The organism is Micromonospora profundi (genome assembly GCF_011927785.1).
Taxonomy (GTDB): Bacteria; Actinomycetota; Actinomycetes; order Mycobacteriales; family Micromonosporaceae; genus Micromonospora; species Micromonospora profundi.
The window spans coordinates 3,957,452-3,971,697 of record NZ_JAATJK010000001.1 but is presented as its reverse complement, the minus strand read 5'-3'; the positions used below and the strand labels follow the sequence as shown (position 1 = coordinate 3,971,697).

Sequence of the window (14,246 nt, the reverse complement as noted above, 5' to 3'; positions counted from 1 at the left end):
ACCGTGGCAACACCCGCACGGTCCGGACCAGCCGGCGTCGGCCGTAACCTCGAATCCCCACTGCAGTCGGTTCCCGGCGCGAGCCAGGAGGAGATCCGGCGGCAGAACCTCGGCGCCGTCCTGCGCTACGTCCACCTGCACGGACCGACGTCCCGGGCCGAGCTGACAAGCCGTCTCGGCCTCAACCGCAGCACCATCGGTGCCCTGGCTGCCGAACTGACCGCCAGTGGCCTGGTCACCGAGGAGGTGCCGACCACCGCTCGCCGCGCCGGTCGTCCCTCGCTGGTGGTCAGCCCTCGCTCCGACCGCGTCTACGCCAACGCCCTGAGCATCGACGCCGACCGGCTGCGTGCCGCCCGGGTCGGCCTGGGCGGGCGCATCCTCGACCTGCGCGAGGTCGTCCGTCCCGGTGGCATGTCGGCGATCGACGCCGTCGGCCCCCTGGCCGACCTCGTCCGCGACATGGAACGCGCCGTCGCACCCGACACGCTGCTTGTCGGCGGCGCGGTCGCCGTCACCGACACCACCCGTGATCCGGACGGCCGCATTCGGATCGCAAGCGTCGACGAGAGTCTGGGTGCCGCCCTCGACGCCGAGTTCGCCCCCGGCCCGGGTTTCGTGACCGGTGACCTGGCCGACATCGCGGGCCTCGCCGAGCACATCCGAGGCGTGGCAGCGGACGTCGACGATCTCATCTACCTGCACGGCGACGTGGGCATCAGCGCCGGCATCATCGTCGCCGGACGGCTGGTGATGGGCCACCAGGGTCACAGCGGCAAGGTCGGCCACATGGTGGTCAACCCGAACGGTCTGCCCTGCGGCTGCGGCTCGCGCGGCTGTTGGGAGACCGAGGTCGGCGAGGCAGCCCTGCTGCGCCACGCCGGCCGGGACCCCGGTGACCGCGCCGCTGTGGCCGAGGTGCTGGCAGCGGCGGCCGACGGCGACCCGAGGGCCAGGGAGGCCGTCGAACAGGTCGCCGACTGGCTCGGCTTCGGCGTGGGCAACCTGGTCAACGTCGTCAACCCGGATGCCGTCGTGTTCGGCGGATCGCTGCGCGACGTCTTCATCGCTGGCGCGGACGTCGTCCGGCGGCGGCTGGACACCATGCCGCTTCCGGTCTCCCGCGAGCACCTGCGGCTGCAACCGGCGGCCCTCGACGAGAACGCCGTCCTGATCGGCGCCGCCGAACTGGCCTTCGACAAGCTGCTGGCCGACCCACTCAACGTCGGCGTCGCAGGCCAGGTCGGCTGCCCCGAATCGGCCTAGCGCCTGCCGCGTGCCTTGCCTGCCCGGACGCCGCCTGAGAGGCCCGACCGTTACGCGGGACCGGGCAGTTCCTGAACCACGCTGGTGCCGCTGCCTGGCCGCGACTCCCAGGACCAGGTCTCGTGCAGACTCAGCCGGCCGTCGGCCAGCACCGTCACCTCGGAGACGCAGTGCCCGGAGGACGTCTGTCCCTCGGCGTTGAGCTGGACGTAGCGGAAGTCGAGCCGGTCGCCCTCGCGGGTGCCGACGAGGTAGCCGCGGCGGATGGACCCCCCGGCGTACTCGGCCCACACCTCGCCGGCCCGCTCGTGGTACGCGAAGACCGTCTCCGTGCCCACCTCACCGGCCACCACATCCGTCTCGGCGGCGAAACGCCGACCGTCCAACGAGATCGTCATGCCGCCGAAGGTACTCGATCAACTGTTCCCGTACCTCTTACCGTATGTTGTACGGTAGACGCCTTCGATGCGTCGGAAGGGGATGGATGTGACAACGAGCGGTGCGGCGATAGTCGCGGAGGGGCTACGGAAGCGGTATCGGGACCGGTACGCCCTGGATGGCTTCGACCTGCGGGTGGACGCCGGGACGGTGTGTGGCCTGCTCGGCCCGAACGGGGCCGGCAAGACCACGTCGGTACGGATCCTGTCCACCCTGCTGCGACTGGACGGAGGGCGGGCCGAGGTCGCCGGCTTCGACGTGACCCGCCAGCCCGACCAGGTGCGCTGTCGGATCGGCCTGGTGGGGCAGCACCCCGCGCTCGACGAGGCGCTCAGTGGCCGGCAGAACCTCGTGCTCTTCGGCCGGCTGTTCCAGCTCGGTCGCCGCCGAGCCGGCCAGCGTGCCGACGAGCTGTTGGGGCGGTTCGGCCTCGCCGACGTCGGCGAGCGACCGGTGACCACATACTCCGGAGGCATGCGTCGTCGCCTCGACCTGGCCGCCGGCATGGTCCTGGCGCCTGCCGTGCTCTTCCTCGACGAGCCCACGACCGGGCTGGACCCACGAGGCCGTAACGAGGTGTGGGCCTCGATCCGGGAGCTGGTCCACGCCGGCACCACCGTGCTGCTCACCACCCAGCACCTGGACGAGGCCGATCAGCTCGCCGACCGGATCTGCGTGGTCGAGACCGGTCGCGTGATCGCCGAAGGCACCCCGGACGACCTCAAGGCCCGGCTGGGTGGCGACCGAGTCGAGGTGGTCGTCGCGGATCCAGCCGACCTCGCCGCCGCTGCCGCTCAGGTACGCCGCATGGTCGACGACGAACCGACAGTCGACGTGGACCGCCGAGCGGTCAGCGTCGGCGTCGGGCATCGACCCGGTGCCCTCATGGAGGTGCTGCGGGCGCTCGACGCCGCGCAGGTCACGGTGGCCGACGTCGCCCTTCGTCGTCCCACCCTGGACGACGTGTTTCTGCGCCTCACCGGGCGCGGTGTCGCCGAGGAGGTGGCAGCGTGAGCGTGACCCTGCCCTCGACGGTGGACCTGACGCCCGGCCGACCCGCTCCGCTGGCCGACAGCGGCACGCTCGTCTGGCGCGGCCTGGCCCGGTGGCGCCGCGATCCAAGCCCGTTGATCGCTTCGCTCGGTTTCAACATCCTGATCGTGCTGATGTTCGCGTACCTGTTCGGCGGGGCGTTGCAGGTGCCCGGCGGTGGCAGCTACCGGGAGTTCCTGATGCCCGGCATGTTCGTGATGACCATGGTGTTCGGCATCAGTCTCACCACGATCGCCGTCGCCGAGGACCTGGAGCGCGGGGTGACCGACCGGCTTCGTTCGATGCCTGTCGCACCACTTGCCCCCCTCGTCGCCAGAGCCGTGACCGACATGCTGTTCGCCGTGGTCACCCTGGCGGTGCTGCTGGTCACGGGCCTCGCGGTGGGCTGGCGGGCGCACGGCGGGACCGGCGCCACGCTGGGCGCGGTGGGGTTGATCCTGCTGTTGCGGTTCGCCCTGGTCTGGGTCGGCATCTTCCTCGGCCTGGTCACCCGCGGTCAGTCGGCCGTGGTCGCCGTCCAGACCCTGGAGTTCCCGCTCGGCTTCCTCTCCAACGCGTTCGTCGCACCGGCCACCATGCCGGCCTGGCTCGGCGCGGTGGCCGAGTGGAACCCGCTTTCGGCGACCGTCGGGGCCGCCCGCGAGCTGTTCGGCAACCCCGGCTGGGGCGGCGACTCCTGGGCGGCGCAGCACTACCCCTGGTTGGCCGTGGCCTGGCCGATAGTGCTGGTCGCCGTGTTCCTCCCACTCTCGGTCGCCCGTTACCGGCGGCCGGCCGGCTGAGCAGCGGGCGGGTGCGCCCCCGGTGGGCCCAGCCACCGGGGGCGCGGTCGGTCAGCCCTCGGGACGCGAGCCCTGCCCGGGGGCGGCCTGGCTACTCCGGCCGGCTGGCAGGTGCAGCGAGCAGTCGCCGACAGCCTGGAAGGCGTGCACGCCGGTCTCGGCGAGACCATCGGCACCACCGCCGCGTTCGGCTTCGCCATCGCCCTGCTGGTCTCCGGCCTCGCCTCCACCAGCGTCGGCACCCAGGTCATCCTGAGCTTCGGCATCCCGTTCGCGCTGATCCCGGTGGTCGCCTTCACCCGCCGCCGCGACCTGATGGGCAACCTGGTCAACCACCCGCTCACCACCGGCCGCCGCATCACTCGTGGCCGTGCTGGTGGTCGCGCTCAACGCGTTCCTGCTCTGGCAGGTCGTCGCCGGCTGAACCGGCCGGTCGATGGCGTCGCCGTGCGGCGCGAGCGACACCCAGCCAGCGGGCCGGGCCCGGCCCTCTCCCTGACGCGGTGATACCTGTGAGTCATCTTGATGACTCACAGGTATCACGCCCACGAGGGCGGCGGAGACGGCCGACAGGCCCAGACTCACATCGCCGGTCAGGTTCGGCGGCCCTCGTCGCGGGCGGGGATCTCCTGGCGCTGTTCGAGAGCGTCCGCCGGGTTGGCGTCGGCCGGAAGGGTTGTGACCTCCTCGAGCGTTACCGCCGGCAGGGCGCCCTGCTCGGCCAGATCCGCCTCGGACGCCTCCGGGTCGACGTCACCCGACATCCGGTCCGGCGGCCCGTAGTCGACGGCGTTCTGCCGTTGCTCAAGGGCGTCCGCCTCCGGAGGAGGAAACGTTGCGTCCTGTTCGTCCCGGTACGTGCTCATCGGAGCCTCCTGCCCGGCGGGTGTCGACATGACGCCGGGCCACTGCCTACCCGGCGTCGCCGACCACATGCCCGGAGATCACATCGCGGCCCCACGCCCACGCTGAGTCAGGAGCGCGTTCACGGCCTCGGCGGTCTCGGGGTGGGCGGCCAGCAACGCGCCCACCAGACGCTGTGGCGCGGCAGCGGTGACCGCGCCCGTAGGGGCCGGAGGTGCCAGCCATGGCGGCACCCAGGAATCCAGCTCCGGCAGCGCCCCCGGGAAGATGCGCCCGGCCTCACGGACCAGCAACGGAACCAGCTCCGGGCCCTGGTCCCGCAGTGTGGTGATGAGGGTGGGCAGCCAGGGCAGCAGCACCGGGTCGGGCAGCTGGGCGAAGGCTGTGGACATCGTCTCGACGACGAACGGCGCCAACCCGGGCACCGGCTCCAGCGCGTGGACGAGCCCGGCAAGATACTGCGGGAAGGCGGGCACCACCAGCGGATTGGCCAGCAACTCAGCGCACCGGACCCGCAGCTCGACGAGGGGCAGCAGGCCGAGCTGGTGCTGACCCGCCCAGAGCAGGGCGACCTTCGCCGGCGCCGTCGGATGTGACTGCGCGACGGCCAACTCCAACTGGTGCCTATCGCAGCCCAGTGACAGGGCCAGGCCCTCCATCGAGAACAGGAAGCCGAGCATCGCGGCGACCTGCCGGACCTCCGTCTCCTCCGCCGTCACGGCGGTCGGCAGCAGGGTGCAGTAGTGCGCGTACCCGGTGGTGACGAACGCCTCGCACCAGGCCGGCAGGCTCGGCGCGGTGGCCCGGTAGTGAGCCAACAGCCGACGGATACGCCGCAGCACGTCCGGGGCGCCGTCGACGGTGCGCTCGGCGGCGAGCAGGTCCACCGCCCGCGCGCCCAACTCGTCGACCAGGCGCGGGCTGCCGAGCAGCCGAATCGCATCCTCCACTGCGGCGAGCGCACCGGCCGCGGTGGCGTCGGGGCCGCGCACCGACCGGCGTAGCCGCTGCTCCAGGACCTGCTCGACTGTCACACCCTCGTAGCCCAGCTCGATGAGCGCGCGCTGGTGGTGACCGAGTGCCAGGTCCCAGCTCTCCTGGATCGAGCGGTGCCCGAGCCGGCGCTCACCCATGATCGGGCGAACCGCGGCCGGTGGCAGCAGGTGCCGAAGGATCCACAGCAGGTCCGAGCAGGGGGCCAGCTCCGGGTGACCGGTCAGATCCAGCAGCGCCCGTTGGACGGACCGCTTCTCCAGGGCCAGGCCGAGCGGCTGGAGCCGGTCGAGGACGTCGCGGGCCAGGGGCGGGAGGGCGTCGTAACCGACCTGACCGACCCGGTCGCCGCCCAACAGGATCTCGCAGAGCCGCCGCACGTCCCGCCGGCCCGGTACCACGTCCTTCTCAATGCAGGTGACAGCCGCGTCGGCGAAGTCGTACGGGGTGGGTCGTGCCCGATTACGCAGACCGGCAAGCAGGACCGAGGTCTCGAAGACGGCTATCGCGTCGGCGGTGCTGGCCAGGTATCCATTACGGCGGGCCAGGCGGACGATGTCGACGCACCAGCCGCGCAACTCCGCCTCGTCGAGGCCGTCCAGGGCCGGCGGTGCGGAGAGAAAACCGGTGAGTACGTCGCTGACCGGGCCGTCGACAGGGGAGGGCGCCGCCGGGGCGCGGCCCCGCCGGCCCCGGGTCGCCGTGGCCCGTTGACCCTCCAGCCGGTACGGGGACAGCCGGTGACGGCTCACCGCCTTCGCCCACGTCGCCGCCGCGATCGACACCGAGCCGGGTGCCAGGCCGAACTGCGCCTCGATCGCGGAGTGACTGGACGGGATCAGCCCGTACCGCCAGCGGGTGGCGGTGCGCGGGGTGATGTCGAAATCGGCGGCGACGGAGTCCAGCCCGAACTGCTCGACCCGGCTTGCGGCGTGGAAGGCGCCGCAGACGTAGAGGCATTCGGAGGGATCGACGCCGGAGGCGGCAAGGTGTTGGCGCATTCGCGTCCACATGTACCGCTCGCGGTCCTCGTCACGGTCCAGTCGGTCCGCGGCGGCCGGGCGCAACCGCCGGAACAGGCTGCCGATCAGCACCATCACCTGGCGGTAGGTGTCGTAGTCGGCGTCGGCCAGCGGGCCTTCGACGTACTGGTCCCACCACTCCGACCAGTGCCGCACCTTGCCGTGGTGCAGCAGGTACGCCTCCAGCTCCGCGAATCGGGGCCGCAGGTCACCGATCTCCACCCCGACGGCGTCGCCGTGCAACCCGGACTCTTCGCCGGTCTGCGCGGCCGGCACGGTGTCGCCGCCCTCGGCGGTCGGATCCTGGCGCGGCGACCACTGGAAGACGTGGTCGGTGGAGCGGTCCACAAGCACCAGCTCCACACCGGGGGTCTCCAGCGCGTACGCGATGGCCTGGTATTCCGCCGACGCCTCCGTGACGGGCGCGACCACGCTGAGCGGCCCCCAGTCGGCGGGGAAACCGGACAGCTCCGACGCGAACGCCTGCACCGCTACTGGCAGACGGCAGTTGCGCAGCTCGCCGAGCAGCGGTTGGAGATCCTCGCACAGCTCCAGGTAGATGACCCGGGGTTGCTTGGCCCGCAGTCGGCGCACCATGGCAAGCGCGGAGGCCGGTGAGTGGTGGCAGACCGGGAAGATCTCCAACCGCTCGCCGAGCGCGCGGTCGACGTCGTCGACGATGCCCGCGAGGATCGCACCGAGCGCGTCGGGGGAGCCCGCGAACGCGGACGCCGCGTCGGTGAGCTGCTCGCGCAGCGGGCCGAACGTGCCGGTGACGGTCGGTGCGGTCACGACAGGGACGCGATCGCCTGGCGACCGCCGTCGAGGAAGCCCGCCCACCCGTCGGCGTCCTTACGCGCGCGGGGCTCCACCACGCCGTGCAGGTACTTGTTGAGGATCGCCAGGTCCTCCGGGCTGCGCCGGGCCAGCGAGCCGACCAGGGATCCGGCGATCGTGGCAGCCCGCAGCGTACGGTCGCCGAAGAACTGGCTGTGCAGGATGGCGTCCTCCAGTACGCCGATCTGCTCGGCGGTGGACAGCGCCGACTCCAACTTCTCGTCGTCGCTTGTCGCGGCGGCGGCACCGGCCCGCAGGTCGGCGAAGCTCTGCAGCAGGATGTCGAGCAGCGTGGGCGGCACGTCCAGCTCGATCTGGTGCCGGCGCAGCAGCTCCTCGGTACGGAAGCGGACGATCTCGGCCTCGCTGCGCTTGTTTGTCACCACCGGGATCCGGACGAAGTTGAACCGCCGCTTGAGCGCCGAGGAGAGGTCGTTGACACCTCTGTCGCGGCTGTTCGCGGTCGCGATGATCGAGAAGCCGGGCTGGGCGAAGACGATGTTGTCGTGGTCCAGTTCGGGGATGGCCACGTACTTCTCGGACAGGATCGAGATCAACGCGTCCTGCACGTCGCTTGTGGAACGGGTCAGCTCCTCGAAGCGGCCGACCACGCCCTGCTCCATCGCCGTCATGATCGGCGACGGGATCATCGAGTCCCGGGACTGTCCCTTGGCGATCACCATGGAGACGTTCCACGAGTACTTGATGTGGTCCTCCGTGGTGCCGGCGGTGCCCTGCACGACAAGTGTCGAGTTGCGGCAGATCGCGGCGGCCAGCAACTCGGCCAACCAGCTCTTGCCGGTGCCGGGGTCACCGATCAGCAGCAGGCCGCGATCCGAGGCCAGTGTGACGATGGCCCGCTCGACGAAACTGCGGTCGCCGAACCACTTCTGCGGGATCTCCCTGGACAGGCCGTCGGCCCGCTCTGAGCCAAGGATGAACAGACGGACCATGCGTGGGCTCAGCCGCCAGGAGAACGGCTTCGGGCCGGTGTCGACCGACTCGAGGAAATCCAGCTCGTCGGCGTACGTGACCTCGGCGGGGGCGCGCAGCATCTCGGACATGAGGGGTTGGTCTCCTAGGTGAGGAAGTTCTTCAGCTCGACGACGAGTTTGCGGATGTGCCCGGAGATGACCGGGGTGCCCTGGTCCTTGAGGCGCTGCCGGAACCAGGGGTTGACGCTCTGCTGCCCGGAACTGCTTACCGAGCCGACCGGGATGACCCGGGCACCGGAGCGGTGGACGGCCTGTAGACCGTCGAAGACCGCCTGGTTGTTGACCTCGTAGAAGTCGGAGATCCACACCAGCACTGTGTTCTTCGGCTCGGCGATCTTCGGTCGGGCCAGCGCCAGCGCTGCCGTGCCGTCGGTGCCGCCGCCCAGCTGGGTACGCAGCAACACCTCGAACGGGTCGTGCACCCATGGCGTGAGGTCGAGTGCACGGGTGTCGTAGGCCACCAGGTGCACGTCGACCTTCGGCAACCCGGCGAAGATCGACGCGAGGATCGTGCAGTTGACCATCGAGTCGACCATGGAGCCGGACTGGTCGACAACGACGATGAGCCGGGCCGGCGTGGTACGCCGGGCGGTCTGCCGGTAGTAGAGCCGGTCGACGTAGAGCCGCTCGTCCTCCGGGCTCCAGTTGGTCAGGTTCTGCCAGATGGTCCGGTCGAGGTCAAGGTTGCGGAACACCCGCTTGGGCGGCACCGACCGGTCCAGTGCGCCCACGCTGGTCTGCTGCACCTGCGTACGCAGCACCTCGGCCACCTCGTCGACGAAACGCCGGATCAACGCCTTGGCGTTGGCCAGTGCCACCCCGGAGAGGTTGGCCTTGTCCCGCAGCAACTGCTCGATCAGTGACATGCTCGGGGTCAATGCCTTGGCCAGCGCCGGGTCGGCGAGCACCTCCCGCAGGTGCATCCGCCGGACCAGGTCACCCTCCAGCCCCGCGAGGGTGGCACCCAGCCCACTGCCCTCCCGCCGCAGGTCGCCGGGCTCGGCCCCGAGGGCCTGCTCGAACCAGCCGGCGTCGGACTGCCAGCGGGCCAGCTGGGTGGCGCTGACCGGACCGGAGCCGGTGGCGAACACGTTGAGCAGCACCTTCGACACGAGCGCGGCCCGGCGCACTTCGGCCTCGCCCGGCCGGTAGGCCGCGCCGTCAGCAGGGCCGCCGGCACCGGAGCCGCTGTCAGCGGAACTGTCGGCAGCCGGGCCGTCGTCAGCAGAGCTGTCGGCGGCCTGCTCATCGTCGGAGGTGAGCAGTCCGCGCAGCTCCGCCCCGAGCGCCGGGAAGCGTTGCACGATGGTGTCCACCGAGACCGCCGGGTCCAGCAGGGCGGCGGGCAGCCCGAGATCGTCGACAAGAGCGACGCTCGCCGACTCCAGGCTCGGTTGCTCGTCGCGGTCGAAGAGACGTGACAGCAGCCTCCAGTAGAGGACCTGGCGGCGGTTGGCGTCGGCGGACCCGCCGGTGGGGATCGGCTCGGTCATCGGCGCAGCAACCGTCCCGCGCGCTCGCGCAACACGGCCACGGCATCGCCCGCCCTGGCCTCATCCTTGGCGACCTTCGGGTCGGTGACGCCGCACGCCCAGTCGCCGTTGTGCGCCTGCACCGTCCGCCGCTTCACAGTGGCGCGTACCGCGAACGGTTGGAGCTGCCACCGCCCGTCGTCCCAGCGCAGCAGGCCCAGGCAGGCGGACGAGGCGGCCACCAGCTCGGCCGTGAGGGGACCGGCGGCCGGTAACCGGTCGACGGCCAGGACGACCCGTTCGCCGTCCACCTCGATGGCGAGCGTCCCGTCCTCGTCGCGGAGCGGGGTGCCCTCGATGAGTACGGCCTCGCCGATGGCTGTCGGGTGTCTGTCCAGTGGGGCGGTCGTCGCCGCGACAGCCGCTGGGAGCAGCACCCGGGCGGTGGCGAACGGGTCCGCGGGCTCGTCGAGTTGGACCCGATCATCGACCCAGCCCAGGTCGCCGCCGTGCAGCGGCAGGTCGGTGACAGTCAGTGCCCGCTGCTCGGCCAGCGCCGTGAGCAGCATCGGGTGCGCCGACAGCAACCGCCAGACTGCCGGACCGACGATGGTTGCCACCTTCGCGGCGGCGACCGCCGTGCGGACCAGCCGCGGCTGCCCGCCGCCCGTCGGCTCCAGAACGGCGTGCAGTTGCACCTGCACGGCCGTGTCGTGGACGTGCAGGTCCACGCCGAGCGGCAGCAGTCGTCCGGAGACCCGTGGTGCCTCGTCGGTGACCTGGGTGCCCTCGGTGAGCAGCACGCCCCGGGCCCAGAGATCGGCCCAGCGCCGGGCCGGCACTTCCGCCATCGTGGCGATCGGTGCGCAGGCCCGTAGCTCGGCGGTCAGGCCGTCGAGCAGCACCGCGAGCCGACGGAGTGCCGGCACGGCAAGGGCGGCCTCGACCGTCGAGGCGGCGGAGGACAGCAGTTCGTGGTCGACACCGCGCCAGCCGGCGACGGCCACCTCGTGCCACCACGCCCGCGCACCCGCGAGGGCGGGCAGCGCCTCGGCGGGTCGGACGGCCGGAGCCGTCCATGGCGACCGTGCCCGGGCCGCCGCCGTGTCGAACTGCGTCAGCAGGGCGTCGTGCGCCGCGCCGAGCAGCGCCGAGCGTGCTCCGGCGAGCGCGCCGAGGTGCTCCGGCGTGACCGACCCGGCGGTGATCGCGGCGACAGCCGCGGCGACCGGGTCGGCCAGCGGCGTGCCGACAAAGGCGTGGGCGAAGGCGGCCAGTGCCGCCCCGTCCCGCTCGCCGACCCGGCCGAAGCCGTTGGTGAGGGCGTCGTCGAAGCCGGCGACCACGTCGAGCGTGTCGGCCAACCCGACCGGAACCTCGCGTAGCTGCGCGAGGTGCGTGCCGCGCATCAGCGGGTCGCCCCGGTGCCCGGGAACCACTGCAGCTCGGGAAGCGCGATAGTGCTGCCCGCCAGCTCCAGGTACGACAGGTGGCGCAGGAAGCGACTGAACACCACCGCCGCCGAGGCCGGCTCGGGCTGGCCGTCGAGCCGGGCCAGCAGGTCCGCGCCGCCGGCCACCCCGTCGCCGATGTCGACCCGCAGGTAGCGTGCGACCCGGGCGCCGCCGTACTGGAGGAGCGCCTCGTCGGTGAGCGCCTGCAGGTGCTTGCACGGCGCGCCGCGCAGGCCGCCGCAGGGCCGGTTGTTGTTGGTGCTGCACTGGTAGGCGTGGGTGCCGGCGGAGATCGACGAGACATAGACCCGCTCGATGTCCGACCCGCTGGACACGACGCCCTGCAACCGCCCGTCGGCCAGCTCGACGAAGGGCACCTTTGCCAGCTTGCGGGGCCGCGCAGGCGGCACCACCGCCAGCACGCTGCGCCGCCGCCAGCCGGCTCCGTCGGCGTCCGTCACGTCAGGCCCTCCCGCCATCGACAAACTCAGGATGATGCGCACAACCGCCGGGACCCGGCGGCGCTGCGACGACACGATCATGGACTACGGGTACGACGAAACGGCCGCCCGCCATCGTCGGGGACGGACCACCAGGGGCGGTGCGTGGCACCCCGGATCCGCGACCGGGCGGAGCGTCAGTACGTCGACAAGGGGTGTGGCGTGCGCCCCGATGGCCGTCGCCGGTGGTCGTGATCGGCCAGGATGGGCAGGTGGTCGGGTCGCGGCCGCGACGAGGAGGGCTGGCGATGCGGGTGCGCGGGTGGTTGAGCTGGGGGCGGCGTGCCCGCGTCGGGGCGGCGCTGGCGGCTCTGCTCACCGGCCTGGTCCCACCGACGGTGCTGCTGACGCCGGGTGCGGCGGGCGCGGCGACCGGCGCGTCGGTGTGCCAGATCCGCGACGACCGGCTCACCGAGATCTCCGGGATGGTCGCCACCGACGACGGGTACGTGGTGGTCAACGACGGTGCCGACAATGAGGCCCGCCGACGGATCTTCTTCCTCGACGATCGATGCGCGGTGCAGCGGACGGTCAGCTACCCGTCCCGGCCCCGGGACACCGAGGACCTGGCGATCGGTCGGGACGGCACCATCTGGGTCGCCGACATCGGTGACAACGACCGCACCCGGGAGACGATCGGGCTGTGGCGGCTCGCTCCGGGCGCCGATCAACCGGTGTTGTACCGGATGACGTACCCGGACCGCCCGCACGACGCGGAGGCGATGCTGCTCGACGGGGAGGGCCGGCCGCTGATCATCACCAAGGGCGGCAGCGGCACCGTCTACCTGTACGCGCCGACCACCGCGCTGAAGCCGGACGGCACCACAGCTCTGGCGTTGGTCGGTCAGGTTTCCCTGCCGTCCACCACCACAAGCAACCCGTACTCGTTCGTCGGTCGCAACGTGATCACCGGCGGGGCGAGCGCCCCGGACGGCCGGCGGGTGGCGCTGCGCAGCTACGCCGACGCCTTCGAGTACGACGTGTCGAACGGCGACGTGGTCGCCGCGCTGACCAGCGGCACCCCCCGGATCGTCGCGCTGCCCGACGAGCCACAGGGCGAGTCGATCACCTACAGCCGCGACGGACGGTCCCTGCTCACCGTCTCCGAGTCCGCAAGCCAGCCGGGCACCCGTCCGACGATCCTGCGGTACCCCGCCAGCAGCACGCCGACCCCGACGTCGCCACCCGCGGAGTCGGCCGCCGCAGCCCCGCCACCCACTGCGGGCAGTCCGGCGGCGCAGGCGAGCGGCCCCGATGTGAGGCAGTTCTGGCCGCTGATGGCCGGCGGGGGGACGCTGCTGGCGCTACTCGCGGTGGGCGCGGTGCTGTGGCGGCGGCACACCCTCCGGCGCTGACGACCAGCCACCGGCGTACCCGCCCGGCCCGTCGACCGCTGAACCTGTCGTACGCGCGGCGGGCACGCCCCGACCAGCGAATCGGTGCGGCAGGATGGGTGGATGTCAGTGCTCTCCGCCCTGCGCCAGCCGATCGTCGCGGCTCCGATGGCCGGTGGCCCGTCCACGCCGGCCCTCGTGTCGGCCGTCTCCGCCGCCGGCGGGTTGGGCTTCCTTGCCGCCGGAATGATCGACACCGGGCGGCTGGTCGCCGACATCGCCGAGGTCCGCGCGCGTACGCGGCGGCCGTTCGGGGTCAACGTCTTCCTGCCCGGTGACGACGCCGTCGACGAGTCCGCCATCCGGGAGTACGCGCGGCGGCTCGCCCCGCAGGCCGACCAGTTCGGTGTGAGCCTGGGCGAGCCGGTGGGCGGCGATGACGCGTACCCGGAGAAGTTGGCGGCCCTGCTCGCGGACCCGGTCCCGGTGGTGTCCTTCGCCTTCGGGCTGCCCGATCGGGCAGCCGTGGCGGCCCTGCGCGAGCGGGGTACCGAGGTGTGGGCAACTGTCACCCGCCCCGACGCCGCCACGGCCGCCGCCGAGCTGGGTGTGGACGCCGTCGTGGTGCAGGGCACCGAGGCCGGCGGGCATCGCGGCGGCGTGCCGGATGACGACGACTACGCCTTGCTGCCGCTGCTCCGGCTGGCCGCCGCCGTTTGCGACAGGCCACTTGTGGCCGCCGGTGGCATCGCCGACGGCCCCGCTCTGGCGGCGGCGCTGGCCGCCGGTGCCGCCGCGGCCCAGCTCGGCACTGTGTTCCTGCGCTGCCCGGAGGCGGGTAGCTCGCCGCTGCACCGCGCGGCGGTGGTAAGCGCCGCACCCACCGCGTTGACGCGGGCGTACACCGGCAAGCGTGCCCGGGGTGTGGTGAACGCCTTCCTGCGTGCGCACGACGCGGCGGCACCGGCCGGCTACCCGCAGGTGCTGCACCTGACCCGCCCGCTGCTCGCCGCGGCCCGGCGCGACGAGGACGCCTCGGTGGTCAACCTGTGGGCCGGTCAGGCCCACCCGCTGGCCCGGGACGTGCCGGCGGCGCAGCTCGTCGCCGAGATCAGCGCCAGTGCCCGGGCTGCGCTGGCGACGGCGGCGCAACTGTCGACGCGCTGGGGTTGACCGGCGCGTCCCGGGCAGGCGGGAGGGGCCCGACGCGTCGGTGGGCAACCCGTTAGAGTCTCG

At 72.2% G+C, this 14,246-nt stretch carries 12 protein-coding genes and 1 pseudogene; 6 read left to right on the top strand and 7 right to left on the bottom strand.

What is annotated here, in order from left to right; all coding sequences use genetic code 11:
- Window positions 1-3: 3 nt before the first annotated feature.
- A complete protein-coding gene (locus tag F4558_RS17365; RefSeq protein WP_082377238.1) occupies window positions 4-1,266 on the top strand; it encodes an ROK family transcriptional regulator in 1,263 nt (420 codons plus the stop codon).
- Window positions 1,267-1,316: 50 nt separating this feature from the next.
- Here the strand turns inward: F4558_RS17365 and F4558_RS17360 are convergent, their stop codons facing one another.
- Window positions 1,317-1,664 (bottom strand): avidin-fold protein, encoded by a 348-nt coding sequence (locus F4558_RS17360; RefSeq protein WP_167945163.1) that lies wholly within the window; start codon window positions 1,662-1,664, stop codon window positions 1,317-1,319.
- 88 nt (window positions 1,665-1,752) lie between these two features.
- Between F4558_RS17360 and F4558_RS17355 the strand changes: the two genes are divergently transcribed.
- The 3 genes from F4558_RS17355 (at window position 1,753) to F4558_RS17345 (ending at window position 4,046) form a co-directional block, all read left to right on the top strand.
- Complete coding sequence (locus tag F4558_RS17355) at window positions 1,753-2,718, top strand: ATP-binding cassette domain-containing protein (RefSeq protein WP_312877350.1); 966 nt, start codon at window positions 1,753-1,755, stop codon at window positions 2,716-2,718.
- Window positions 2,715-3,539, top strand: a complete 825-nt coding sequence (locus F4558_RS17350; RefSeq protein ID WP_231639909.1) for an ABC transporter permease — start codon at window positions 2,715-2,717, stop codon at window positions 3,537-3,539. The genes F4558_RS17355 and F4558_RS17350 overlap by 4 nt, the downstream gene beginning before the upstream one ends.
- A gap of 111 nt (window positions 3,540-3,650) precedes the next feature.
- On the top strand, window positions 3,651-4,046 hold the full coding sequence (locus tag F4558_RS17345; RefSeq protein WP_245241340.1) for a divalent metal cation transporter: 396 nt from the start codon (window positions 3,651-3,653) through the stop codon (window positions 4,044-4,046).
- An 86-nt stretch (window positions 4,047-4,132) separates the two neighbouring features.
- On the opposite strand, the gene F4558_RS17340 is transcribed toward F4558_RS17345, so the two are convergent.
- The 6 genes and pseudogenes from F4558_RS17340 to F4558_RS17315 all read right to left on the bottom strand — a co-directional run bounded on the left by F4558_RS17340 (window position 4,133) and on the right by F4558_RS17315 (window position 11,598).
- Window positions 4,133-4,405, bottom strand: a complete 273-nt coding sequence (locus F4558_RS17340; RefSeq protein ID WP_167945151.1) for an Rv3202a family protein — start codon at window positions 4,403-4,405, stop codon at window positions 4,133-4,135.
- 108 nt (window positions 4,406-4,513) lie between these two features.
- Window positions 4,514-7,210: pseudogene (locus tag F4558_RS17335) on the bottom strand (DUF5682 family protein); the annotation flags it as partial.
- The gene (locus tag F4558_RS17330) at window positions 7,207-8,319 is read right to left on the bottom strand and encodes an ATP-binding protein (RefSeq protein WP_167945147.1); all 1,113 of its coding nucleotides are present in this window, start codon (window positions 8,317-8,319) and stop codon (window positions 7,207-7,209) included. The gene F4558_RS17330 and the pseudogene F4558_RS17335, both read right to left, overlap by 4 nt.
- Before the next feature lie 14 nt (window positions 8,320-8,333).
- Entirely contained in the window at window positions 8,334-9,743 is a 1,410-nt protein-coding gene (locus F4558_RS17325; RefSeq protein WP_053652767.1) for a VWA domain-containing protein, read from the bottom strand.
- The gene (locus F4558_RS17320; RefSeq protein ID WP_167945145.1) at window positions 9,740-11,131 is read right to left on the bottom strand and encodes a hypothetical protein; all 1,392 of its coding nucleotides are present in this window, start codon (window positions 11,129-11,131) and stop codon (window positions 9,740-9,742) included. Before F4558_RS17320 ends, F4558_RS17325 begins: the two co-directional genes overlap by 4 nt.
- On the bottom strand, window positions 11,131-11,598 hold the full coding sequence (locus tag F4558_RS17315) for a hypothetical protein (RefSeq protein ID WP_312877442.1): 468 nt from the start codon (window positions 11,596-11,598) through the stop codon (window positions 11,131-11,133). The genes F4558_RS17320 and F4558_RS17315 overlap by 1 nt, the downstream gene beginning before the upstream one ends.
- A 326-nt stretch (window positions 11,599-11,924) precedes the next feature.
- On the opposite strand from F4558_RS17315, the gene F4558_RS17310 reads away from it, so the two are divergent.
- Entirely contained in the window at window positions 11,925-13,031 is a 1,107-nt protein-coding gene (locus tag F4558_RS17310) for an NHL repeat-containing protein (protein WP_245241339.1), read from the top strand.
- A 102-nt stretch (window positions 13,032-13,133) separates the two neighbouring features.
- The gene (locus F4558_RS17305; protein ID WP_167945141.1) at window positions 13,134-14,183 is read left to right on the top strand and encodes an NAD(P)H-dependent flavin oxidoreductase; all 1,050 of its coding nucleotides are present in this window, start codon (window positions 13,134-13,136) and stop codon (window positions 14,181-14,183) included.
- Window positions 14,184-14,246 lie beyond the last annotated feature (63 nt).